Below are 22,451 nucleotides of genomic sequence, written 5' to 3' on the forward strand. Positions count from 1 at the left end.
GGGTGGGGCCTGCCGGGCGGGTGTGGTCCGGGACGGGCCGCCGGCCGGGGTGTGCCTCCCCGGTCGGCTCACTCGTCGGGCCTCACCGCGGTACGGCCCGCGGCGAGGCACGCGGCCCGGCCGGGACGCGCCCCGCCGGCACAGGCGCCCCGCCGGGGCGCGTATCGCTCCGCCGCTCGCCGTCACCGCGTGCCGACGGCGTGCCGTGCGCCCGGCGGGAGTGGCCGGGAAGCGACTGGAGCCGACAGGAACCGAGGCGGAAGCGGACGGGAAGCGGTCCCCCGGCCTTCGGCGCACCCCGGTCCTCCGCCCGGTGGCCTCCGTCCGGTGACCGGCTCGGGAGCCGGCCGGGCGGAGCCCGTGTCTCACCGGAAGCCGGTGGACATGTACTGGTCGACGTTCTCCTTGTCGACCACCGCCGAGTAGAGGGTGATCGAGGCGGGGATCTCGTACTCGGCGAGTCCGCCGACGCCCTTGCTCTGCCCGAGGGCGCGGGCGAGGTCGATGGCGGAAGCGGCCATCGTGGGCGGGTAGAGGACGGTGGCCTTGAGGACGCCGCTGTCCTGCTTGATCGCCTGGAAGGCGGAGAGGGCACCGGCGCCGCCGACCATCATGAAGTCGTCGCGGCCGGCCTGCTCGATGGCGCGCAGCGCACCCACGCCCTGGTCGTCATCGTGGTTCCACAGCGCGTCGAACTTCGACTGTGCCTGGAGGAGTTGGGCCATCTTCGCCTGCCCGGACTCGACCGTGAAGTCGGCGGCCTGACGGGCCACCTTCTTGACGTTCGGGTAGTTCTTCAGCGCGTCGTCGAAGCCCTGGGTGCGCTGCTTGGTGAGTTCCAGGTTGTCCAGGCCGGCCAGTTCGATGACCCGGGCGTCGGTCTTGCCCTTGAGCTTCTCGCCGATGTAGTGACCGGCGCTGAGACCCATGCCGTAGTTGTCGCCGCCGATCCAGCACCGGTACGCCTGCGGGGTGTTGAAGATCCGGTCGAGGTTGATGACCGGAATGCCCGCGCGCATCGCCTGGAGACCGACCTGGGTGAGGGCCTTGCCGTCGGCGGGCAGGATGACCAGGACGTCGACCTTCTTGTTGATGAGGGTCTCGATCTGGCCGATCTGCTGCGCGGTGTCGTTCGAGCCCTCGGTGATCTCCAGGGTCACGTCGGAGTACTTCTTGGCCCGGTTCTTGGCGTTGTCGTTGATGGCGTTGAGCCAGCCGTGGTCGGCCTGGGGTCCGGCGAAGCCGATGGTGACCTGCTTGCCGGGCTTGTCGTCGGCGGCCGGCCGGGTGTCGGCGGCGGGCTCCTCGTTCTTGGGGTCATTGCTCGTGCAACCGGTCACGAGGGCACCGGCCGAGACGGCGGCGGTTCCGAGGAGCAGACCTCGGCGACTGGTGAAGCGGCTCGCGAATCTCATCGGCTCTGACATGGCGGTGAACCCTTTCCTCAGGTCGTGCTCGCGGTACGGCGCTGGACCAGCACGGCGGCGACGATGATCGCGCCCTTGGCGATCTGCTGGACGTCGCTCTGCAGGTTGTTCAGGGCGAAGATGTTGGTGATCGTGGTGAAGATCAGGACGCCGAGCACGGAGCCGACGATGGTGCCGCGACCCCCGCTGAGCAGGGTGCCGCCGATGATCGCGGCGGCGATGGCGTCGAGTTCGTAGAGGTTGCCGTTGGTGTTCTGACCCGATCCGGACAGGATGATCAGCAGGAAGGCGGCGATGCCGCAGCACAGTCCGGACAGCAGGTAGAGGTACAGCCGCTGGCGGCGTACGTCGATGCCGGCGAGGCGGGCGGCCTCCGCGTTGCCGCCGACGGCGACGGTGCGCCGGCCGAAGGTGGTGCGGTTCAACACGAGCCAGCCGATGATCGTCACGACTGCGAAGACCATGACGAGGGGCGGTACGCCGAGGACGTAGGAGTCGCGCTCGCCGAGGTCGAGGATGCTGTCGGAGGTGACGATCTGCGTCTTGCCGTCGGTGATCTGCAGGGCGAGTCCGCGGGCGGAGGCGAGCATCGCGAGGGTGGCGATGAACGGGACCATGCCGCCGTAGGCGATGAGCAGGCCGTTGACCAGACCGCAGCCGAGGCCGACGAGGACGGAGGTGAAGAGGATGCCGCCGAAGCCGTACTCCTGGGTGGCCAGTGTGGTCGCCCAGACGGAGGCGAGGGCGACGATCGCGCCGACGGAGAGGTCGATGCCGCCGGACGTGATGACGAAGGTCATCCCGACCGTGACGACGCCGATCACCGAGCCCTGGGTGAGCACGAGTTGGAGGTTGCGGGTGTCGAGGAACTCGTCCGGCTTGGTGATGCCGCCGATCAGGACGAGTGCGGCGAGGACGCCGAGCAGGGAGAGGGTGCGGATGTCGGCGCGGACCACGAGGCCGCGCCAGGCGGCGGGTTGGGCCTGGGGCACCTTGTCGGTGCTGTCCCGCGGCGGGGAGACGGGCTGCGGGGAGACGGGCTGCGTCATGACGCCGGGCTTCCTTCCATGACGAGGTCGAGTACACGGTGTTCGTCCAGCTCGCGGGCGGGCGCGGTGTGGACCACGCGTCCTTCGCGGAGCACCAGGACGCGATCGGCGAGCCCGAGGACCTCCGGGACCTCGCTGGAGACCATCAGCACGGCGAGGCCTTCGTCGGCCAGTCGGCGGACGACCGCATACAGTTCGGCGCGGGCGCCGACGTCGACCCCTCGGGTGGGCTCGTCGAGCAGCAGGACGCGGCAGCCGCGCAGCAGCCAGCGCGCCAGGACGGCCTTCTGCTGGTTGCCGCCGGAAAGAGTCCGTACCGGCACGGCCGGGTTGTCGGGGCGCAGGGACAGTTCGCGGGTCGCGGCGCGGGCGGCCCCCCGTTCGGCGCCGCGGTCGATCCAGCCGGCGCGCGAGAAGCGGGCGAGGGAGGAGACGGAGACGTTGCGGGTGACGGACTCCAGCATCAGCAGCGCCTGGGCCTTGCGCTCCTCGGGGGCGAGACCCAGTCCGGCGCGAACCGCGGCTCGCACACTCCCTGGCCTCAACGGCCGTCCGTCCACGAGCACTTGGCCGGAGGTGGGTTTGCGAGCGCCGTAGATCGTCTCCAGGATCTCGGAGCGTCCGGAGCCGACCAGTCCGGCGAGGCCGACGATCTCCCCCGGCCGCAGATCGAGGTCGAGCGGTGCGAACTCGCCCTGCCTGGCCAGTCCGCGCACCTCCAGGAGGGGCTTCGCCCCGGTCGGCGGCACACCGTCCGCCGGCCGCTCGGGGAAGACGTACTCGACGTTGCGGCCCGTCATCAGGGAGACGACCTCGCGGGTGGGGGTCGTCTTCGCCGGCAGCCCGCCGGCCACCGCCCGCCCGTCCTTCAGCACCGTGACGCGGTCGCCGATGCGACGGATCTCCTCCAGGCGGTGGGAGATGTAGACGACGGCGACGCCGTCCGCCGTGAGGTCGCCGACGATGCGGAAGAGGTTGTCGACCTCGTCCGGGTCGAGGGCGGCGGACGGCTCGTCCATCACGATCAGCCGGACGTCGTGGGAAAGGGCCCGCGCCATGGAGACCACCTGCTGCTGGGCCGCCGACAACTCCCCCACCAGACGGGCCGGGTCGATCTCGCCGTGCCCAAGTCGTTTCAGGAGTACGCCGGTCGACTGGCGGGCCAGCCTCCTGCGGACGACGAAGCCGGCGGCGGTAGGTTCGTGACCGAGGTGGACGTTCTCCGCCACCGACAGGTGTTCCACCAGGTCGAGTTCCTGGTAGATGGTGGCGATGCCGAGGCGCATGGCAGCGATCGGCGAACGCAGGACGACAGGCTCGCCGCGCCAGCGGATGGTGCCGCCGTCGGGTTGGTGGGCTCCCGCCAGCACCTTGATGAGGGTCGACTTGCCGGCCCCGTTCTGGCCGAGCAGGCAGTGCACTTCACCGGGCTGGACGTCGAGGTCGACGCCGTCCAGGGCCCGGACGCCGGGGAACGACTTGGTGATGCCGGACATGCTGAGCAGCGGTGGTTCTGATGCCATGTGGGTTCCCCTCGGCGGGCGTGCGGGCCGGAGTCAGGGCAGAACGCCAGGAATCGGGCGCTCTTGGGCTGAGACAGGGCAGGGCTGGGCAGGGTGCGAGACAGGGCGAGGCAGGGCAGGGCAGAGCAAGGCGCTGTGCCGGCGGTGCCGTACGACTGGGGTGGAGGGTTCAGGTGATGACTGAGGCGGGAGGCCGGTACGAACGGGTGGCTACGCAGGTGGGACTTGGTCGCCGGTACGAACGGATGGCTACACGGGTGAGAACAGGTGGTCGCTGATGAGGCGGGCCGCGCCGATGACGCCGGCGGTGGGGCCCAATTCGCCCAGGACAATGGGCAGATTGCGGGTCGCCAGGGGAAGCGACTGACGGTAGACCTGGGTGCGGATGGCGGCGAGCAGGGTGTGGCCGAGGCCGGTCACCCCGCCGCCGATCACCACCAGACCGGGGTTGAAGAACGAGACGAGCCCGGCGATGACCTGGCCGGTGCGGTTGCCGCCTTCGCGGATCAGGTCCAGGGAGGTGGCGTCGCCCGCCGCCGCCGCGGCGGCGACGTCGACGGCGGAGAGGCCGCCGTTCGTCGCCAGCCGTGCCGCGAGTTCCGCCGAAAGTCCCTGCTGGGCCGCGTCCATGGCGTCGCGTGCCAGGGCCGCGCCGCTGAAGTAGGCCTCCAGGCAACCGCGGTTGCCGCAGGCGCAGGGGCGGCCGTCGGGCACGGCCTGGATGTGCCCGATGTCGCCCGCGCTGCCGGTGGTACCGCGGTAGACCTGGCCGCCGACGACGATGCCGCAGCCGATGCCGGTGCCGATCTTGACGCACAGGAAGTCGGCGACGGTGCGGGCGACGCCCGCGTGCTGCTCACCCATCGCCATGAGGTTCACGTCGTTGTCGACCATGACCGGGCAGCCGAGTTCCTGGCTGAGCGCCTCCCGCACGGGGAAGCCGTCCCAGCCGGGCATGATCGGCGGCGCGACCGGTACGCCCTCGGGGAAGCGGACCGGACCGGGGACGCCGATGCCGGCGCCGTCGAAGCCCTCGGCGAGTCCCGTCGCCCTCAACTTCGCGGCCATGGCGAGCACTTGCTCGAATACCGCGACCGGTCCCTCACGTACGTCGAGGGGCTGGTTGAGGTGTCCGAGCGTCTCCAGTTCGGCGTTGGTGACGGCGACGTCGACCGAGGTCGCGCCGATGTCGACACCGAGGAAACGGAGTTGGGGATTGAGCCGGACGTTGTGGGAGCGACGGCCGCCGCGCGAGGCGGCGAGTCCGTCGGCCACGACCAGCCCCGTCTCCAGCAGCCGGTCCACCTCCACGGCCAGCTTGGACCGTGAGAGGTCGACCTGATCACCCAGCTGTGCGCGGGAGTTGGGACCTCCGTCGCGCAACAGCCGCAGCAGGTGGGCCTGGTGGGTGTTCGCGGGTCGTGCCGTCATGCGTCTCACGAACCTCTCCCCGCCTCGATCGGCCGCCTGCTGTCTTGCTTTCGAGGGGAACGTAGCAGCGGTTGCCGGGAGTGGGAAGAAGTCGTGCACGGATTGCCGTCAACTTTCTCCACTCACAGGACAAAGGAGTGCCCTGCGACCCGAAGAGGGCACGCAGGGCAGGAACGAGCGGGCGGCGGACAGGGCGTCGGCAGGAGTGGTGACCGCGGTGGTGCCGGGGATGGTGCCAGGGATGGCGACAGCGGCGCCGGTGACGGCCCGGCGCTAGGCGCCAGGCGCCCGGCGTCCGGCGTCCGGCGTCCGGCTAGGCCCCCTGGCGGGCGTGGTACGAGCGGCGCGTGTGTTCGGTGTGTTCACGCATGAGCTGGGTGGCGCGCTGCTCGTCGCCTTCCGCGATCGCGGCGATCAGATCCCGGTGTTCGATCCAGGACTGGTGGCCGCGCTGCCGGGCGATGGGCGTGTAGTACCAGCGCACCCGCCGGTCGACCTGGCCCGCCAGCTCGGCGAGGACCGTGTTGCCCGCCAGCTCCATGATCTTCGCGTGGAACATGGCGTTGAGGAGCACGGCGCGGTCCACGTCGTCGGAGGCGACCGCGAGCATGCCCTGCGCCTGGAGATCGTCGAGGGCGTCGAGACCCGCCTTGTCGGCGTTCGCGGCGGCGAGCCGGGCCGCCTCGGCCTCCAGCAGCGTACGGACCGTGAGGAGTTGGTCGGCCTCCTGCTCGGTCGGCTCGTGCACGAACGCGCCCTGGGCGGGCCGCAGATCGACCCAGCCCTCGGTGTTCAGCCGCTGCAGCGCCTCGCGCACCGGCTGCCGTGAAACGCCGAGGTGACCGGCGAGTTCGCTCTCGACGAGGTGCTGGCCGGGCTGGAGAGCGCGGGTCGTGATGAGTTCGAGCAGCGCCTCGTAGACGCGCTCGCGCAGCGGGCCGGGGCGTTCGAGCCTGGGCACCGCCCCCTGCGGCAGTCCTGTCGACAACATCGGTCGGTCCCCCTCCTGGGCAGCGCCGGGCGCCGGCAGCCGGAAAGCCAGTATCGATTGTCTTTCGTCTACAGTCTACGGCTCACTGTAGCCAGAGCCGGGCGTGGTCGACCGCGTCACACCTGTCGCCCGGATCCGTGACACCGCCCGTCACGGGCAGCGTACGACCTGCCCGGCGTAGGAGAGGTTGCCGCCGAAACCGAACAGCAGGACCGGATCGCCGCTGGTGATCGCCCCCTGCTCGACCAGCTTGGAGAAGGCGAGCGGGATGCTCGCCGCGGAAGTGTTGCCCGATTCGGTGACATCGCGCGCGACCACGGCGTTGACGGCGCCGATCTTCGCGGCGAGGGGCTCGATGATGCGCAGGTTCGCCTGGTGCAGGACGACGGCGGCCAGGTCCTCGGGGGCGAGGCCGGCCCGCTCGCAGGCCTCGCGCGCGAGCGGCGGCAGCCGGGTCGTCGCCCACCGGTAGACGCTCTGTCCCTCCTGCGCGAACCGGGCCGGCTGCCCCTCGATGCGCACCGCGTTGCCCATCTCGGGCACCGATCCCCACAGCACGGGCCCGATCCCGGGCTCCGCACCGACGGGGCAGGCCTCGACCACGGCGGCGCCCGCTCCGTCACCGACCAGGACGCAGGTGGTGCGGTCGGTCCAGTCGGCCACCTCGGACATCTTGTCGGCGCCGATGACCAGGGCACGCGTCGCGGCGCCCGCCCGGATGGTGTGGTCGGCGGTGGCGAGGGCGTGGGTGAACCCGGCGCACACCACGTTGACGTCGATCGCGGCCGGACCCGGGATGCCGAGGCGGGCGGAGACCCGGGCGGCCATGTTGGGCGAGCGGTTCACGGCGGTGGAGGTGGCGACGAGAACCAGGTCGATGTCCTGCGGAGTGAGACCGGCCGCCGCGAGCGCCTTGGCGGCGGCATGCGCGGCCAGGTCGTCCACGGGCTCGTCGGGCCCGGCGATGTGGCGCGTGCGGATACCCACCCGGCTCCTGATCCACTCGTCATTGGTGTCGACCAGCTTCGCCAGGTCCTCGTTGGTGAGTACCTTGGCGGGCTGGTAGTGACCGACGGCGGCGATGCGCGAGCCGTTCATCTGGGGGGTCCCCCTCGTTGCCTTGGGTAGCGGGATCCTCCAGTCTGATCAGTGACTCACGGGTACGCGGGCACGTGAAGCGACAGGAAACCCGCGCCGGGCTTGTCGGCTTCCCGCTATCACTTTCCCGCCCGGACGCCTGTCCGCCGTGCCGAGCGGGCCACGGCGGACGGACATCGCGCTCCGCTATCCGGTGAACAACTGCGTCGCCTTGCGTACGAGCTCGTACAGCCCGTAGGCGAGCGGTGCGCCCACCCACAGCCAGGCGAAGGCGATCAGTGGTCGCCGGTCAGGCGGATTCGGGCTGCTGGGGCCTGGCTCCTGCGACGTCGGTTGCGGAACCGGTTGTGGTGTCTGCTGTGGCATCGGCGGCCTCCCTCGGTGCGGGGACGTGGTGGTGGCGGGCGTGGACGGGGCGGACGAGTTCGTTGGCGACGAAGCCGACGACCAGCAGCCCGATCATGATGACCAGGGACGCCGTGTAGAGGGACGAGCCGTGTTTCCCGGCCTCCTCCTGCCGGTCGGCGATCCAGTTGACGATCAGCGGGCCGAGGACCCCGGCCGTCGACCAGGCGGTGAGCAGCCGCCCGTGGATCGCGCCGACCTGGTAGGTGCCGAACAGGTCCTTGAGGTAGGCGGGGATCGTGGCGAAGCCGCCGCCGTAGAAGGAGAGGATGACCAGCGCGGACAGGATGAACACGGGCTTGGAGGAGTCGCCGACCAGAGCGATCAGCGCGTACATCAGGGCACCGACGCCCAGGTAGACGCGGTAGATGTTCTTGCGTCCGATGAGGTCGGAGGTCGACGACCAGCCGATGCGGCCGGCCATGTTGGCCGCCGACAGCAGGGCGACGAAGCCCGCGGCGGCGGTGACGGACACGGGGGTCGAGGTGTCGGCGAAGAAGTCCGTGATCATCGGGGCGGCCTTCTCCAGGATGCCGATGCCGGCGGTCACGTTCATACAGAGCACGACCCACAGGCACCAGAACTGCGGGGTGCGCACGGCGGTGCGGGCGGAGACCTGCACACCCGCCGCGGCGCCGGGACCACCCACCGCGGCCGGCTCGACGGGGCGCGGCACCCGCACCAGCAGGACACCCAGGGTCATGAATACGGCGTACGACAACCCGTGGACGAGGAAGGCGAGCGCGATCCCGGAGTGGTCGGAGCCGAACGACTCCAGCATCTGTGCCGACCAGGGCGAGGCGATGAGCGCGCCGCCGCCGAAGCCCATGATCGCGATGCCGGTGGCCATGCCGGGCCGATCCGGGAACCACTTGATCAGCGTGGAGACGGGCGAGATGTACCCGATGCCGAGGCCGATGCCGCCGACGAAGCCGTAGCCGAGGACGATCAGCCAGTACTGCTCGGTGGCGGCGCCGAGCGCGGAGATGAGGAAGCCGGACGAGAAGCAGATCAGGGCGACGGTCATCGCCCAGCGCGGCCCGTTGCGCTCCACGAGGGTGCCGCCGAACGCGGCGGACAGGCCGAGCATGACGATCGCCAGCTGGAAGGGGAGCGCGCTCTGCGTGCCGCTGAGGCCGAGCGCGGATTCGAGCGGCGGTTTGAAGACGGACCAGGCGTAGGCCTGCCCGATGGAGAGGTGGACGGAGAGGGCGGCGGGCGGGACGAGCCAGCGGCTCCAGCCCGGGGGTGCGACCGGGGGACTCATGATCCCGGACGGTAGGCAGCCGCACGGGAGTTGGAAAGTCGGCGCATCCGCCGTATGCGGTGAACGGTATGCAGGATGCGGCGAACGGTAGGACGCGCGCGAACCCTTGCTGGACCTCCTTCCATACTGTAGACAATATTCCGTCGACAGGATTCGGTCGGTCTCCAAGCCGGACCGAGCGCTCCGCCTCCTCATCCCCCGCTCCCCCACCACCTCCGCGGTATCCCTCAAACCGAACGGAGTGCTCTCGTGAGAGTCGCAGTTCTCGGCGCCGGTGCGATCGGCGCCTATGTCGGTGCCGCGCTCCACCGCGCCGGCGCCGATGTGCACCTCGTCGCCCGTGGACCGCATCTGGCGGCCATGAGGCGGGACGGGGTGCGGGTGCTCAGTCCGCGCGGCGACTTCACCGCCCGCGCGCACGCCACCGACGACCCGGCCGAGATCGGCCCGGTCGACTACGTCTTCCTCGGCCTCAAAGCCCACTCGTACGCGGCGTGCGGGCCGCTGATCGAGCCCCTGCTGCACGACACCACGGCGGTCGTCGCCGCCCAGAACGGCATCCCCTGGTGGTACTTCCACCGGCACGGCGGCCCCCACGACGGCCACCGCCTGGAAAGCGTGGACCCCGGCGGCACGGTCAGTGCGGTGCTGGCGCCGGAACGGGCCGTCGGCTGCGTGGTGTACGCCGCCACCGAACTCGAAGGACCGGGCGTCGTACGGCACTTGGAAGGCACCCGGTTCTCGGTCGGCGAACCCGGCCGCAGCGTGTCCGCGCGCTGTACGGCCTTCGGCGAGGCCATGCGGGCGGGCGGGCTGAAGTGCCCGGTCGAACCCGACCTGCGCAACGACATCTGGCTCAAACTGCTCGGCAACATCTCCTTCAACCCGATCAGCGCGCTGGCCCGCGCCACCATGCGGCAGATGTGCCTGCACGGCGGCACCCGGCAGGTCATCGAGACGATGATGCGCGAGACGCTCGCCGTCGCCGAGGCCCTCGGCTGCGAGGTGGGCGTCTCCATCGAGCGCCGCCTCGCGGGCGCCGAGCGGGTCGGCGACCACCGCACCTCCACGCTCCAGGATCTGGAGCGCGGCAAGCCGCTGGAGCTGGACGTCCTCCTCGCGGCGGTCGTCGAACTGGCGGGGATCACCGGCGTCGAGGTGCCCACCCTGCGCACCGTGCACGCCATCTCGGACCTGCTCGCGCTGAGGAGCGCCGCATGAGGAAACACGACCGGACCCCGAAGACCTACACACGGCTCACCCACCCGCTCGTCCGCGACTCGCTCGACGAGCCGTTCCGGCAGGCGAGTTGGGACGAGGCACTGGACCGGACGGCGCGGGGTCTGGCGGCCGCGCGCGGCGCGTTCGGCATGTTCTCCTGCGCCCGCGCCACCAACGAGATGAACTACGTGGCACAGAAGTTCGCCCGAGTCGTCATGGGCACCAACAACGTCGACTCCTGCAACCGCACCTGTCACGCCCCGAGCGTGGCCGGCCTGTCGGCGGCGTTCGGCTCCGGCGGCGGGACGTCGTCGTACGAGGAGATCGAGCACACGGACGTCATCGTGATGTGGGGGTCCAACGCCCGGTTCGCGCATCCGATCTTCTTCCAGCACGTGCTGAAGGGGATCCACAACGGTGGTCGACTGTATGCGGTCGACCCGCGGCGGACGTCGACCGCCGAGTGGGCGGAGAGCTGGCTCGGCCTCGACGTCGGCACGGACATCGCCATGGCCCACGCACTCGGCCGCGAGATCATCCACGCCGGCCTCGCCAACCACGCCTTCATCGAACGGGCGACCAGCGGTTTCGAGGAGTACCGGGCACTGGTCGAGCCGTGGACGCTGTCGCTGGCCGAGAAGGTGACCCGCGTACCGGCCGCCGCCATCCGGGAGCTGGCCCACGCCTACGCCCGCGCCGAGCGCGCTCAGCTCTGCTGGACCCTGGGCATCACCGAGCACCACAACGGCACCGACAACGTGCGCGCGCTGATCAACCTCTCGCTGCTCACCGGTCACGTCGGCCGGTACGGCTCCGGGCTGCAGCCCCTGCGCGGGCAGAACAACGTGCAGGGCGGCGGCGACATGGGCGCCATCCCCAACCGCCTGCCCGGCTTCCAGGACATCCTCGATCCCCGGGCCAGGCTGAAGTTCGAGTCGGCCTGGGACACCGTCATCCAGCCGCACCACGGGCTGAACCTGACGGAGATGTTCGAGGCGATGGAGGAGGGCGGGCTGAGGGCCGTCTACTGCATCGGCGAGAACCCGGCGCAGTCGGAGGCCGACAGCGAGCAGGCGCTGCGGCGGCTGACGTCGCTGGACTTCCTCGTCGTGCAGGACATCTTCCTCACGAAGACGGCCGAGCTGGCGCATGTGGTGCTGCCCGCGACGGCCGGCTGGGCCGAGACCGAGGGCACGACCACCAACAGTGAACGCCGGGTCCAGCGGGTGCGGCGCGCCGTGACGCCGCCCGGCGAGGCCCGCGAGGACATCGACATCCTGTGCGACCTGGCGTCCCGGCTCGGCCACGACTGGAAGTACCCCGACGCCGAGTCGGTGTGGAACGAGCTGCGCTCGCTGTCGCCGGACCACCACGGGATGACGTACGAGCGGCTGGCCGAGCACCAGGGCATCCAGTGGCCCTGCCCGAGCACCGAGCGGATCGAATCCTCCTATCTGCACGGCAGGTTGTGGGAGAGGGAGCCGGAACTTCGGGGCCCGCGGGCGCCGTTCGGGATCGTGCGGCACGATCCGCCGGTCGACCTCACGGACGAGGAGTACCCGATCCGGCTGACCACCGGCAGACGCCTGGACTCCTACAACACCGGTGTGCAGAGCGGCGGTTACGCCTCGCCGCTGCGGCGTGGCGAGTTCGTCGAGCTGTGTCCGGAGGACGCCGAGCACCTCGGGGTCGTGGTCGGCGAGGAGGTACGGGTGTCGTCCCGGCGGGGGTCGGTGACGGCGCCGGTGTGGATCGACACCGCGCTGCGGCCCGGTCTGGCGTTCATGACGATGCACTTTCCCGACGAGGTGGACACCAACCGGCTGACGATCGAGGCGAACTGCCCGATCGCGGGGACGGCGGAGTTCAAGGCCTCGGCGATCCGGATCGACAAGCTCCCGGCCCCGCTCTCCGGCCCGGCCGGCGTGGCGACCTACGTGAGGTGACGGTGTGGACCTGCACTTCGGCGACAGCAAACCGACCGACGAGGAACGGGCGGCCGTGGACGCCCTGTTGGGCCCTCCGCGGTCCTCCTGGGAGGGCGCCGACCGCAGCGACGCCGACCTGAGATGGGCGCGCGGCGGACGCGAGGCGCGCGGTCGGCGCGACCTGCTGCTGCCGGGGCTGCACGCGGTCAACGACCGGGTCGGCTGGATCAGCGAGGGCGCCCTCGACTACCTGTGCCGCCGGCTGACCGTGCCGCCGGCGGAGGCGTACGGCGTCGCCACCTTCTACGCCATGTTCTCCGTCAGGCCCCGCCCCGCGACCGTCCTGCACGTCTGCACGGACCTGGCGTGCACGGTCGCCGGCGCGCAGGACCTGTGCGCGGGCATCGAGGCGGGGCTGGGCCCCGGCAGCGGCGTCCACGTCGAGCGCGGCCCGTGCCTCGGCCTGTGCGAACGCGCCCCGGCCGCGCTGGCGGTCAGGGCGGGCGACCCGGTGCGTACGGCGGTGGCGGCGCCGGCGACAGCGGGCGGGGCGGTGCTCGCCGCGAGGGCGCCGGACTCGGCGCCGCAGGAGCCGCCCGCGGCCGAGGCGGTCCCGCAGGCGGGGGATGCGGGGCTGCTCCTCCTGCGCCGGGTGGGCGTGGTGGACCCCTCCTCGCTGGACGACTACCGGGCCCACGGCGGTTACGCGGCCCTGCGTGAGGCCTTCGCCCTGGGCCCGGCCGGGGTGATCCGGGAGGTCACCGACTCAGGACTGGCCGGGCGCGGCGGTGCGGCCTTCCCGACCGGCCGCAAGTGGCGGGCGACAGCCGCCCAGCCCGACCGCCCGCACTTCCTGGTGTGCAACGCGGACGAGTCGGAACCGGGCACCTTCAAGGACCGGGTACTGATGGAGGGCGATCCGTACGCGCTCGTGGAGGCGATGACGATCGCGGCGTACGCGATCGGCGCGCACCGCGGCTATCTGTATGTGCGCGGCGAGTATCCGCGGGCGATATCGCGTATGCAATATGCGGTCGACCAGGCGCGCGCCCGCGGACTGCTCGGCGACGACATCCTCGGTCAGGGCTACGCGTTCGACATCGAGATCCGGCGCGGCGCGGGCGCCTACATCTGCGGCGAGGAGACCGCCCTGTTCAACTCGATCGAGGGCTACCGCGGCGAACCGCGCGCGAAGCCGCCGTTCCCGGTGGAGAAGGGCCTGTTCGGCAGGCCGACGGTCGAGAACAACGTGGAGACGCTGGTCAACGTCCTGCCGATCCTGACCATGGGGGCCCCGGCGTACGCGGCGATCGGCACCGCGGGGTCGACCGGCCCCAAGCTGTTCTGCGTGTCCGGCGCGGTCGAGCGGCCCGGTGTCTACGAGCTGCCGTTCGGCGCCACGCTGGGCGAGCTGCTGCAGCTGGCGGGCGTGCGAGACCGGTTGCGCGCGGTTCTGCTCGGCGGGGCGGCCGGCGGCTTCGTACGCCCCGACGAACTGGACGTGCCGCTCACCTTCGAGGGCACCCGCGAGGCGGGCACCACCCTCGGGTCGGGGGTCGTGATGGCCTTCGACGACACCGTCCCGCTCCCCCGGCTCCTCCTGCGGATCGCCGAGTTCTTCCGCGACGAGTCCTGCGGGCAGTGCGTGCCGTGCCGGGTCGGGACGGTCCGCCAGGAGGAGGCGCTGCACCGGATCGCGGAGCGCACGGGAGCGGCGGCGGCCGAGGACATCGCCCTGCTCAGAGAGGTCGGCCGCGCGATGCGGGACGCCTCGATCTGCGGTCTGGGGCAGACCGCGTGGAACGCCGTGGAGTCGGCGATCGACCGTCTGGGGGCTTACGAATGACCGTGACACCGCTGGGGATCCCCCGCCGCCTGCTGGAGTTCACGATCGACGGGGAACCGGTGCGCGCGCCGGAGGGCTCGACGATCCTGGACGCCTGCCGCGCGGCCGGGAAGGACGTGCCGACCCTGTGCCAGGGCGACACGCTCACCCCGAAGAACGCCTGCCGTCTCTGCGTCGTGGAGGTCGAGGGCTCGCGCACGCTGGTGCCGGCCTGTTCCCGCGCGGCCGAGCCGGGCATGGAGGTCCGCACCGGCACCGAGCGTGCCCGGCACAGCCGCAAGATCGTCCTCGAACTCCTCGCGTCCTCGGTCGATCTGTCCACGACGCCGGCGGTCGCGGAGTGGATCAAGGAGTACGAGGCGAAACCGGACCGCTTCGGCCCCGACGCGGCCCGCGTGGACGAGGAACCCAGGGTCGACAACGATCTCTACGTCCGCGAGTACGACAAGTGCATCCTCTGCTACAAGTGCGTCGACGCCTGCGGCGAGCAGTGGCAGAACAGCTTCGCGATCTCCGTCGTGGGCCGTGGTTTCGACGCCCGGATCGCCGTCGAGCACGACGCGCCGCTGACCGACTCGGCGTGCGTGTACTGCGGGAACTGCGTCGAGGTGTGCCCGACGGGCGCGCTGTCGTTCCGGTCGGAGTTCGACCGGCGGGCGGCGGGCACCTGGGACGAGTCGGCGCAGACCCGGACGACGACCGTGTGCGCGTACTGCGGTGTGGGCTGCAACCTGACCCTGCACGTGCAGGACAATGAGATCGTCAAGGTCACCTCGCCGCACGACAACCCGGTGACCCACGGCAACCTCTGCATCAAGGGCCGATTCGGCTACCAGCACGTACAGAACCGGGGCTGACGACATGGGACGAGTCACCGAACGACGCAAGGTGCTCCGCATCCGGGACGGGGCGGTGTCCAGCCGAGCGGACACGCTGGTCGCGGAGGAGCCGCTGGAGATCCGCCTCAACGGCAAGCCCCTCGCCATCACCATGCGCACGCCCGGTGACGACTTCGCGCTCGCCGCCGGATTCCTGGTCAGCGAGGGCGTACTGGCGACGGGATCCGATCTGCAGAATATCGTCTACTGCGCCGGGGCGATCGCAGACGGCTCGAACACCTACAACGTCGTCGACGTGCGCACGGCTCCCGGTGTCACCATCCCCGACATCACCCTCGAACGGAACGTCTACACGACCTCCTCCTGCGGCCTGTGCGGCAAGGCCAGCCTGGACGCGGTCCGTACGACGACCCGCTGGCCCATCGCCGACACTCCCCGGCTGCGCGTCGCACCCGAACTCCTCGCCGTCCTCCCCGACCGGCTGCGCGAGTCCCAGCGCGTCTTCGACCGCACCGGCGGTCTGCACGCGGCGGCCCTGTTCTCCGAGGACGGCGAGCTGCTGGACGTCCGCGAGGACGTCGGCCGGCACAACGCGGTCGACAAACTGGTCGGCAGGGCCCTGCAGAGCGGCGGTCTGCCGCTGTCGCGGGCGATCCTGCTCGTGTCGGGCCGGGCCTCGTTCGAACTGGCACAGAAGGCCGTGATGGCGGGCATCCCGATGCTCGCGGCGGTGTCGGCACCGTCCTCGCTGGCGGCGGACCTGGCGGCGGAGACGGGACTGACGCTGGTGGGTTTCCTGCGGGGCGCCTCCATGAACGTGTACGCGGGTGAGGACCGTATCGCCCTGCGGACCGCGGCCGCGCGGGGCTGACGCGGCTGCCCGCGGCACGGCGGCGGGGCTCCGACCGGCGGGGAGCGCCCCCTGCGTCGTAAGGGGCCCCGCCTCAGACCCTCGGCCCTTCAGACCCTCGCCGCCGCCCCCGTGCCCGGCTCCGCCCCGGTCTCCCGCTCCGCCTCCGGGTCGTGCGACCGGCGCTTGGCGATGACCGCGCACACCATGAGCTGCATCTGGTGGAAGAGCATCAGGGGCAGGACGGCGAGCGAGGCGTGGGCGCCGAACAGGACGCTCGCCATGGGAAGTCCCGAGGCCAGGGACTTCTTGGAGCCGGCGAACTGGATCGCGATCCGGTCCGCGCGGTCGAACCCGAGCGCCTTGGAGCCGTACCAGGTCAGCGCGAGCATGACGGCGAGCAGTACGGCCTCGACGGCCAGCAGACCGGCGAGCCGGGCGGGGCTGACCTGGTGCCAGATGCCCTGGACCATGCCCTCGCTGAACGCCGTGTAGACGACCAGGAGGATCGAGCCGCGGTCGACGTAGCCGAGGACCTTCTTGTGCCGGGCGACGAATCCGCCGATCCAGCGGCGCAGCAGCTGCCCCGCCATGAAGGGCACGAGCAGTTGCAGCACGATCTCGACGACGGAGTCCGCGGAGAATCCGCCGCTGCCGCCGAGCAGGGCGGCCGCGAGCAGCGGCGTGACGACGATGCCGGCCAGGGAGGAGAAGGAGCCGGCGCAGATCGCGGCGGGCACGTTGCCGCGGGCGATCGAGGTGAAGGCGATGGAGGACTGGATGGTCGAGGGGACCAGGGTCAGGAACAGCAGTCCCTGGTAGAGCGGGTCGGTGAGGATCACCGGAACGAGGCCGCGGGTTGCCATGCCCAGCAGCGGGAAGATCACGAAGGTGAAGGCGAGGACGGTGACGTGCAGCCGCCAGTGCCTGAGCCCGTCCATCGCCTCCCGCGTGGACAGGCGGGCGCCGTACAGGAAGAACAGGAAGGCGATCGCGGCCGTGGAGGCGCCGGAGGCCACGTCGGCGGCGGAGCCGCGGGCCGGCAGGAGCGCCGCGAGGCCGACCGTGCCGAGCAGCAGCAGGATGTACGGGTCGATCGGCATCCAGCGCGGCCGGTGCAGGCGTTTCACGGTGCTCCACTTGCTCGTTCTTGCTCGTATCGCTCGTTCGTCGGGGTGAACCCCGGGGCCCAGGGGCCCCCGTCCATCGTCCTCCTCCGCCCCGTGATCGGGAATCCGGTACACCGCTCTCACTGTCATCGCGTTTCGTGATGGCCGCTACCCTGGCCGGTGTGTACGAACCGTCCCAGCTGCGCACCTTCCTGGCCGTCGCGCAGACGCTGAGCTTCACGCAGGCCGCCAGGCGGCTCGGGCTGCGCCAGTCGACCGTCAGCCAGCACGTCCGGCGGCTGGAGGACGCCGCCGGGCGGACGCTGTTCACCCGCGACACGCACTCGGTCGAGCTGACCGAGGACGGCGAGGCGATGCTCGGGTTCGCGCGCCGGATCCTGGAGGTGCACGAGCAGGCGACGGCGTTCTTCACGGGTACCCGGCTGCGCGGCCGGCTGCGCTTCGGGGCATCGGAGGACTTCGTGCTGACGCGGCTGCCGGAGATCCTGGAGGGCTTCCGGCACGACCATCCCGAGGTCGACCTGGAGCTGACCGTGGAGCTGTCCGGCACGCTGCACGAGCAGCTCGCGGCCGGGAAGCTGGACCTGGTGCTGGCCAAGCGGCGCCCCGAGGACCCGCGCGGCGAGCTGGTGCGCCACGACGAGCTGGTGTGGATCGGCGCGGACCGGCTGCGGCTGCACGCCGACCGGCCGGTGCCGCTGATCGTCTTCCCGCCGCCGGGGATCACCCGCGCGCTCGCTCTGGAGGCACTGGAGCGGCAGGGGCGGGCGTGGCGGATCGTGTGCACGAGCGGCAGCCTGAACGGGCTCATCGCGGCGGCCCGCGCGGGCCTGGGCGTGATGGCGCACTCGCGCGGCCTGATCCCGCCGGGTCTGGTCCGCGTCCCGGACCGGGCGGGCCTGCCCGAGCTGGGCCGCATCGAGTTCGTCCTGGTGCAGGGGCGGCGGCGTACGGCGGCACAGGGGGCGGCGGACGCGCTCGCGGCGGCGATCCTGGCGAGCGGCGACCGGCTGCACCGGGGCGGACCGCGCCCGGCAGAACCGGACGGGACGAGCGGCACCGGCTGACGGCACGGGACGCGCGGAGGGGGTGACGGAATCGGTCGCTCCGGCGCTGGACCGAGGGGGTGCGGCGACGCGCCGCCGCCTCTTCGCGCCGGGGGTCCCGCCCCGTAAGAGGGTCGGGCGGATTCGGTGGAGATTACGGCACCGAAACTTACTCTTCCGTCAGCTTTGTGTCCGACCCTTCCGCATGTGAGCCCATTTTCCCGCAGCTACCGGCGCGGACGAGACCATCGGCCGCTTTCCGGACCCCTCCCGCCCCGCGCGGGGGTGGGGTAGCTTTCACGGCGCTGTGCGGCCATGAGAAGCGGGAGGTGGGGTTTGCGGGAGTTCACCAACCCTCCGTCGGCGTCGCCACCGCCCGTGGGCGGTCTGGCCGACGTCGTGTTCCAGCACGCCCAGGACGACCCGCGGCACATCGCGCTCGGCCGCAAGGACGAGCGCGGCGAGTGGCGGGACGTGACCTCCGGCGAGTTCCGCGACGAGGTCCTCGCCCTCGCCAAGGGCCTCCTCGCCCAGGGCATCCGGTTCGGCGACCGCGTCGCGATCATGTCCCGCACCCGCTACGAGTGGACCCTCTTCGACTTCGCCCTGTGGACCATCGGCGCCCAGGTCGTCCCCGTCTACTCCACGTCCTCGGCAGAGCAGTGCTTCTGGATGCTGTACGACTCCGAGGTGACCGCCGCGATAGTCGAGCACGAGGACCACGCGATGACGATCGCCACCGTCATCGACCGCCTCCCCCGGCTGCACAGGCTGTGGCAGCTGGACGCGGGCTGCGTACAGGAGCTGTACGACGCCGGCGCCCACATCGAGGACGAGGTGGTGCACCGGCACCGGGAGGCCGTCACCCCCGACTCGACCGCGACGATCATCTACACGTCCGGGACCACGGGCCGTCCCAAGGGCTGTGTCATCTCGCACGGCAACTTCATGTTCGAGGCGGACACCGTCATCGAGCGCTGGGAGCCGGTGTTCCACTCCAGGAAGGGCGACGAGGCGGCGACGCTGCTGTTCCTGCCGCTCGCGCACGTCTTCGGCCGGATGGTGCAGATCGCCGCGATCCGCGGCCGGGTCCGCTTCGGTCACCAGCCCCAGCTGAACGCCGCCGCCCTGCTGCCCGACCTGGCCGCGTTCCGGCCGACCTTCTTCCTCGCCGTGCCCTACATCTTCGAGAAGGTCTTCAACGCGGCGCGCCGCAAGGCCGAGCGGGAGGGCAGGGCCGGGCCGTTCGAGAAGGCCGTCGAGGTGGCCGTCGACTACGCGGAGGCCGTCGAGGCGAAGGCGTGGGGCACCGGGCCGGGCCCCACGGCGGGCCTGCGCATGCAGCACCAGCTGTTCGACAAGCTCGTCTACTCCAAGGTGCGCGCGGCCATGGGCGGCCGGGTCCGGCATGCCATGTCCGGCGGCTCGGCGATGGACCGCAGGCTCGGACTGTTCTTCGCCGGCGCGGGCGTGCAGATCTACGAGGGCTACGGCCTCACCGAGACCACCGCGGCCGCCACCGCCAACCCGCCCGGCCGCACCCGCTACGGCACCGTCGGCCAGCCCATCCCCGGGCTGACCGTGCACATCGCGGACGACGGCGAGATCTGGCTGCGCGGCGACAACGTCTTCCAGGGGTACCTCAACAACCCCAAGGCCACCGACGAGACCCTGCACGAGGGCTGGCTCGCCACCGGCGATCTCGGCTCCCTCGACGAGGACGGCTACCTCACCATCACCGGCCGCAAGAAGGAGATCCTGGTCACCTCCAGCGGCAAGAGCGTTTCACCGGCGCTGCTGGAGGAACGTGTCCGGGACCATCCGCTGGTGAACCAGTGCCTCCTCGTCGGCAACGACCGGCCGTTCGTCGCCGCTCTGGTCACCCTCGATCAGGAAGCGGTCGAACACTGGCTTCAGATGCGCAGGAAACCCCAGCTTCCGCCCGCCGAGCTGGTGAGCGATCCGGACCTGGAGGCCGAGGTGCGCCGGGCCGTCGTGGCGGCGAACACGCTGGTGTCGCAGGCGGAGTCGATCCGCACGTTCCGCATCCTCGCCCAGCCGTTCACCGAGGAGCACGGCCTGCTCACCCCGTCCCTCAAGCTGAAGCGCAAGGCCATCGAGAACACGTACGCCGACGAGGTCGACGCGCTGTACCGGACGTGAACCGCGGACCCGCGTTCCGGATCCCGGACACGCGACACCGGTTGCCGGACACCGGTTGCCGGACACCGGCCCTGGGATTTGAGGACCGCGAATTCCGCAGTCAGGAATGCATCACGCCCCGTGATCGTTGACCATGGGAGTACCACTTGACGGACAACCGAAGGATCAAGAGCTCGTGAGCAGCAAGGTCCCCCCGATCATCCTGAACAACGGCGTCGAGATGCCCCAGCTGGGCTTCGGTGTCTGGCAGGTGCCGGACGACGAGGCCGAGCAGGCGGTGGCCACCGCGCTGGAGGCCGGGTACCGCAGCATCGACACAGCGGCGATCTACGGCAACGAGGAGGGCACCGGCAAGGCACTCGCCGCCTCGGACGTGGCCCGCGAGGACCTCTTCGTCACCACAAAGCTCTGGAACAGCGACCAGGGGTACGACGCGACACTGCGCGCGTTCGACGCCTCGCTGGAGAAGCTGGGCCTGGACTACCTCGACCTGTACCTGATCCACTGGCCGCTGCCGGCCCGCGGTACCTACGTCGACACGTACAAGGCGTTCGAGAAGCTTCTCGCGGACGGCCGCACGCGGGCCATCGGCGTCTCCAACTTCCTGCCGGAGCACCTGGAGCGGCTGATCGCCGAGACCTCGGTCATCCCCGCGGTCAACCAGATCGAGCTGCACCCCTATCTCCAGCAGCACGCCTCGCGGGAGTTCCACGCGGAGCAGGGCATCGCCACCGAGGCCTGGTCCCCGCTGGGCCAGGGCAAGGGGCTGCTGGAGGTACCGGCGATCGTCGCCATCGCCCGCAAGCACAACCGCACCCCGGCCCAGGTCGTGCTGCGCTGGCACCTCCAGCTCGGCAACGTCGTGATCCCGAAGTCCGTGACGCCGTCGCGGATCAAGGAGAACATCGAGGTGTTCGACTTCAGCCTGGACACCGAGGACCTGGCCGCGATCAGCGCGCTGAACGAGGACCGGCGGATCGGCCCGGACCCGGCCGCGTTCGACATCGGCTGAGTTCCAGGACCGCAGCGGAACAGCGCGCGAAGGGCGCCCCTCTGGATTCCAGGGGGCGCCCTTCGCGCACGGACGTCGTGCTGACGCGCTGCTCAAAGCCTTCGTCCTCAGACCGGCTTGACCGCCGTGTGCACCGAGTGGGCGGCCAGCACGAACAGGTCCTGCCTGCGGTGCACGCTCGCCGGGTCCCGCGGGTCGAGCAGCCGGTCGAGTACGGCCCGGTCGCCCGGGTCGAGGGTGTCGCCGAAGTTGTCGCGCAGGCGGCCGAAGTAGTCGGCGATGTAGGCGCGGGCCCGATCGGAGGCGGGGGCCGGCAGATCGAGCAGGAAGCTGCGGCTGCGGGCGTGCTTCAGGCCCGCAGCGCTCAGCAGCGCGGCCCAGTCCTCGGCCTCCTCGACGACTCCGGGCAGGTCGGCCCGCATCTGGGCGAACCACTCCGTCTCCAGCGCGTCGAGGCGCGCTTCCAGACCGGGGCGGCCGAATCCGAGGTCGCGCGGCAGGAACCGGCTCGGCAGGCCGCCCTCCATGATGGCCAGGGTGCCGCCGGGCGCCAGCCGCTCGGCGAACGCGGCGAGGGCGGCGCGCTGGTCACCGAGGTGGTGCAGACTGCGGCCGGCCCAGATCAGGTCGGCGGGGTACTCCAACTCGTCCAGGGCACCGGGGAGTTCACCGACCAGTGTGCCGAATCGGTCGCCGTGGCCGAGCCGGTCGGCCCGTGCCCGCGCCCGCTCCAGGAGCGGTCCGGAACCGTCGGCGGCCATGATTCGCGCACCCGGGAACACCTCGGCGAACAGACAGGACACCACGCCGGGTCCACTGCCGGCGTCGACGATCAGCCCCGGCTCGGTCACCTCCTTGCCGAGCCAGGACAAGGCCTTCTCGTACAGAGGCATGAACAGTTCGGCCTGGGCCTCGAGATGCGGAGCCATCGCGGCCCAGTCGATCTCGGTGCCGTGACCATGACCATCACCGTGAGCGTGACCGTGGTGGGCCTCGGACGCCTGCCCGTCGCGGGCGTGCCCCTCGTGCCGGTGCGGTTCATGTGGTTCGTGCTGTTCGTGCTGCTCATGCGCCATGGTGGTCAGCCTCTCGTCCGTCGTGCTGACAGCGTGCGTCGACGCACCGGCCGGAGGCCACCGCTGTTGCCGGGACGGCAAAAAACAGCAAGCGGTTTCCCAGGGAAACGCGGCCCGGCCGCTCCCGTGGACGGAAGCGGCCGGACACT

The 22,451-nt window shown here is 71.1% G+C and carries 17 protein-coding genes and 1 pseudogene; 8 read left to right on the forward strand and 10 right to left on the reverse strand.

Features of this window, described 5'->3' with window-relative positions; all coding sequences use genetic code 11:
* Positions 1 to 365 precede the first annotated feature (365 nt).
* The 8 genes and pseudogenes from BZL64_RS15280 to BZL64_RS15315 all read right to left on the reverse strand — a co-directional run bounded on the left by BZL64_RS15280 (position 366) and on the right by BZL64_RS15315 (position 9,191).
* Complete coding sequence (locus BZL64_RS15280) at positions 366 to 1,415, reverse strand: substrate-binding domain-containing protein (RefSeq protein WP_086769736.1); 1,050 nt, start codon at positions 1,413 to 1,415, stop codon at positions 366 to 368.
* Positions 1,416 to 1,444: 29 nt separating this feature from the next.
* On the reverse strand, positions 1,445 to 2,476 hold the full coding sequence (locus BZL64_RS15285; RefSeq protein WP_086769737.1) for an ABC transporter permease: 1,032 nt from the start codon (positions 2,474 to 2,476) through the stop codon (positions 1,445 to 1,447).
* The gene (locus BZL64_RS15290; RefSeq protein ID WP_086769738.1) at positions 2,473 to 3,999 is read right to left on the reverse strand and encodes a sugar ABC transporter ATP-binding protein; all 1,527 of its coding nucleotides are present in this window, start codon (positions 3,997 to 3,999) and stop codon (positions 2,473 to 2,475) included. Before BZL64_RS15290 ends, BZL64_RS15285 begins: the two co-directional genes overlap by 4 nt.
* A 249-nt stretch (positions 4,000 to 4,248) precedes the next feature.
* A complete protein-coding gene (locus tag BZL64_RS15295; RefSeq protein ID WP_086769739.1) occupies positions 4,249 to 5,430 on the reverse strand; it encodes an ROK family transcriptional regulator in 1,182 nt (393 codons plus the stop codon).
* 313 nt (positions 5,431 to 5,743) lie between these two features.
* Positions 5,744 to 6,421: a GntR family transcriptional regulator gene (locus BZL64_RS15300; protein ID WP_086769740.1), complete on the reverse strand. Its 678-nt coding sequence runs from the start codon at positions 6,419 to 6,421 to the stop codon at positions 5,744 to 5,746.
* 150 nt (positions 6,422 to 6,571) lie between these two features.
* A complete protein-coding gene (locus BZL64_RS15305) occupies positions 6,572 to 7,519 on the reverse strand; it encodes a beta-ketoacyl-ACP synthase III (RefSeq protein ID WP_086769741.1) in 948 nt (315 codons plus the stop codon).
* Between the two features lie 186 nt (positions 7,520 to 7,705).
* A pseudogene (locus BZL64_RS41150) lies at positions 7,706 to 7,828 on the reverse strand (MFS transporter small subunit); the annotation flags it as partial.
* Entirely contained in the window at positions 7,809 to 9,191 is a 1,383-nt protein-coding gene (locus BZL64_RS15315) for an OFA family MFS transporter (RefSeq protein WP_086769743.1), read from the reverse strand. The gene BZL64_RS15315 and the pseudogene BZL64_RS41150, both read right to left, overlap by 20 nt.
* A 249-nt stretch (positions 9,192 to 9,440) precedes the next feature.
* Between BZL64_RS15315 and BZL64_RS15320 the strand changes: the two genes are divergently transcribed.
* Genes BZL64_RS15320 through fdhD form a run of 5 tightly spaced genes read left to right on the forward strand, consistent with a single transcriptional unit; the run spans position 9,441 to position 15,896 of the window.
* A complete protein-coding gene (locus BZL64_RS15320; RefSeq protein WP_086769744.1) occupies positions 9,441 to 10,412 on the forward strand; it encodes a 2-dehydropantoate 2-reductase in 972 nt (323 codons plus the stop codon).
* Positions 10,409 to 12,358 (forward strand): molybdopterin oxidoreductase family protein, encoded by a 1,950-nt coding sequence (locus tag BZL64_RS15325; protein WP_086769745.1) that lies wholly within the window; start codon positions 10,409 to 10,411, stop codon positions 12,356 to 12,358. The genes BZL64_RS15320 and BZL64_RS15325 overlap by 4 nt, the downstream gene beginning before the upstream one ends.
* Positions 12,359 to 12,362: 4 nt before the next feature.
* The gene (locus BZL64_RS15330; RefSeq protein ID WP_086769746.1) at positions 12,363 to 14,186 is read left to right on the forward strand and encodes an NADH-ubiquinone oxidoreductase-F iron-sulfur binding region domain-containing protein; all 1,824 of its coding nucleotides are present in this window, start codon (positions 12,363 to 12,365) and stop codon (positions 14,184 to 14,186) included.
* Positions 14,183 to 15,043, forward strand: a complete 861-nt coding sequence (locus BZL64_RS15335) for a 2Fe-2S iron-sulfur cluster-binding protein (protein WP_086769747.1) — start codon at positions 14,183 to 14,185, stop codon at positions 15,041 to 15,043. The genes BZL64_RS15330 and BZL64_RS15335 overlap by 4 nt, the downstream gene beginning before the upstream one ends.
* A gap of 4 nt (positions 15,044 to 15,047) precedes the next feature.
* Positions 15,048 to 15,896 (forward strand): formate dehydrogenase accessory sulfurtransferase FdhD, encoded by an 849-nt coding sequence (fdhD, locus tag BZL64_RS15340; RefSeq protein WP_086769748.1) that lies wholly within the window; start codon positions 15,048 to 15,050, stop codon positions 15,894 to 15,896.
* A gap of 89 nt (positions 15,897 to 15,985) precedes the next feature.
* Here fdhD and BZL64_RS15345 read toward each other — a convergent pair whose 3' ends face one another.
* Positions 15,986 to 17,005: a bile acid:sodium symporter family protein gene (locus tag BZL64_RS15345; RefSeq protein ID WP_086769749.1), complete on the reverse strand. Its 1,020-nt coding sequence runs from the start codon at positions 17,003 to 17,005 to the stop codon at positions 15,986 to 15,988.
* Between the two features lie 161 nt (positions 17,006 to 17,166).
* Here BZL64_RS15345 and BZL64_RS15350 point away from each other — a divergent pair, with 161 nt between their 5' ends.
* The 3 genes from BZL64_RS15350 (at position 17,167) to BZL64_RS15360 (ending at position 21,226) form a co-directional block, all read left to right on the forward strand.
* On the forward strand, positions 17,167 to 18,072 hold the full coding sequence (locus tag BZL64_RS15350) for a LysR substrate-binding domain-containing protein (RefSeq protein ID WP_086769758.1): 906 nt from the start codon (positions 17,167 to 17,169) through the stop codon (positions 18,070 to 18,072).
* Positions 18,073 to 18,387: 315 nt separating this feature from the next.
* Positions 18,388 to 20,214 (forward strand): AMP-dependent synthetase/ligase, encoded by a 1,827-nt coding sequence (locus BZL64_RS15355; protein ID WP_086769750.1) that lies wholly within the window; start codon positions 18,388 to 18,390, stop codon positions 20,212 to 20,214.
* Positions 20,215 to 20,389: 175 nt separating this feature from the next.
* Positions 20,390 to 21,226, forward strand: a complete 837-nt coding sequence (locus BZL64_RS15360) for an aldo/keto reductase (protein WP_086769751.1) — start codon at positions 20,390 to 20,392, stop codon at positions 21,224 to 21,226.
* Between the two features lie 107 nt (positions 21,227 to 21,333).
* On the opposite strand, the gene BZL64_RS15365 is transcribed toward BZL64_RS15360, so the two are convergent.
* Positions 21,334 to 22,302 carry a class I SAM-dependent methyltransferase gene (locus BZL64_RS15365; RefSeq protein ID WP_086769752.1) on the reverse strand — a complete coding sequence of 323 codons (969 nt, stop codon included), beginning with the start codon at positions 22,300 to 22,302 and terminating at the stop codon, positions 21,334 to 21,336.
* Positions 22,303 to 22,451 lie beyond the last annotated feature (149 nt).

Source organism: Streptomyces bobili (genome assembly GCF_002154575.1).
GTDB classification, from domain to species: domain Bacteria; phylum Actinomycetota; class Actinomycetes; order Streptomycetales; family Streptomycetaceae; genus Streptomyces; species Streptomyces bobili.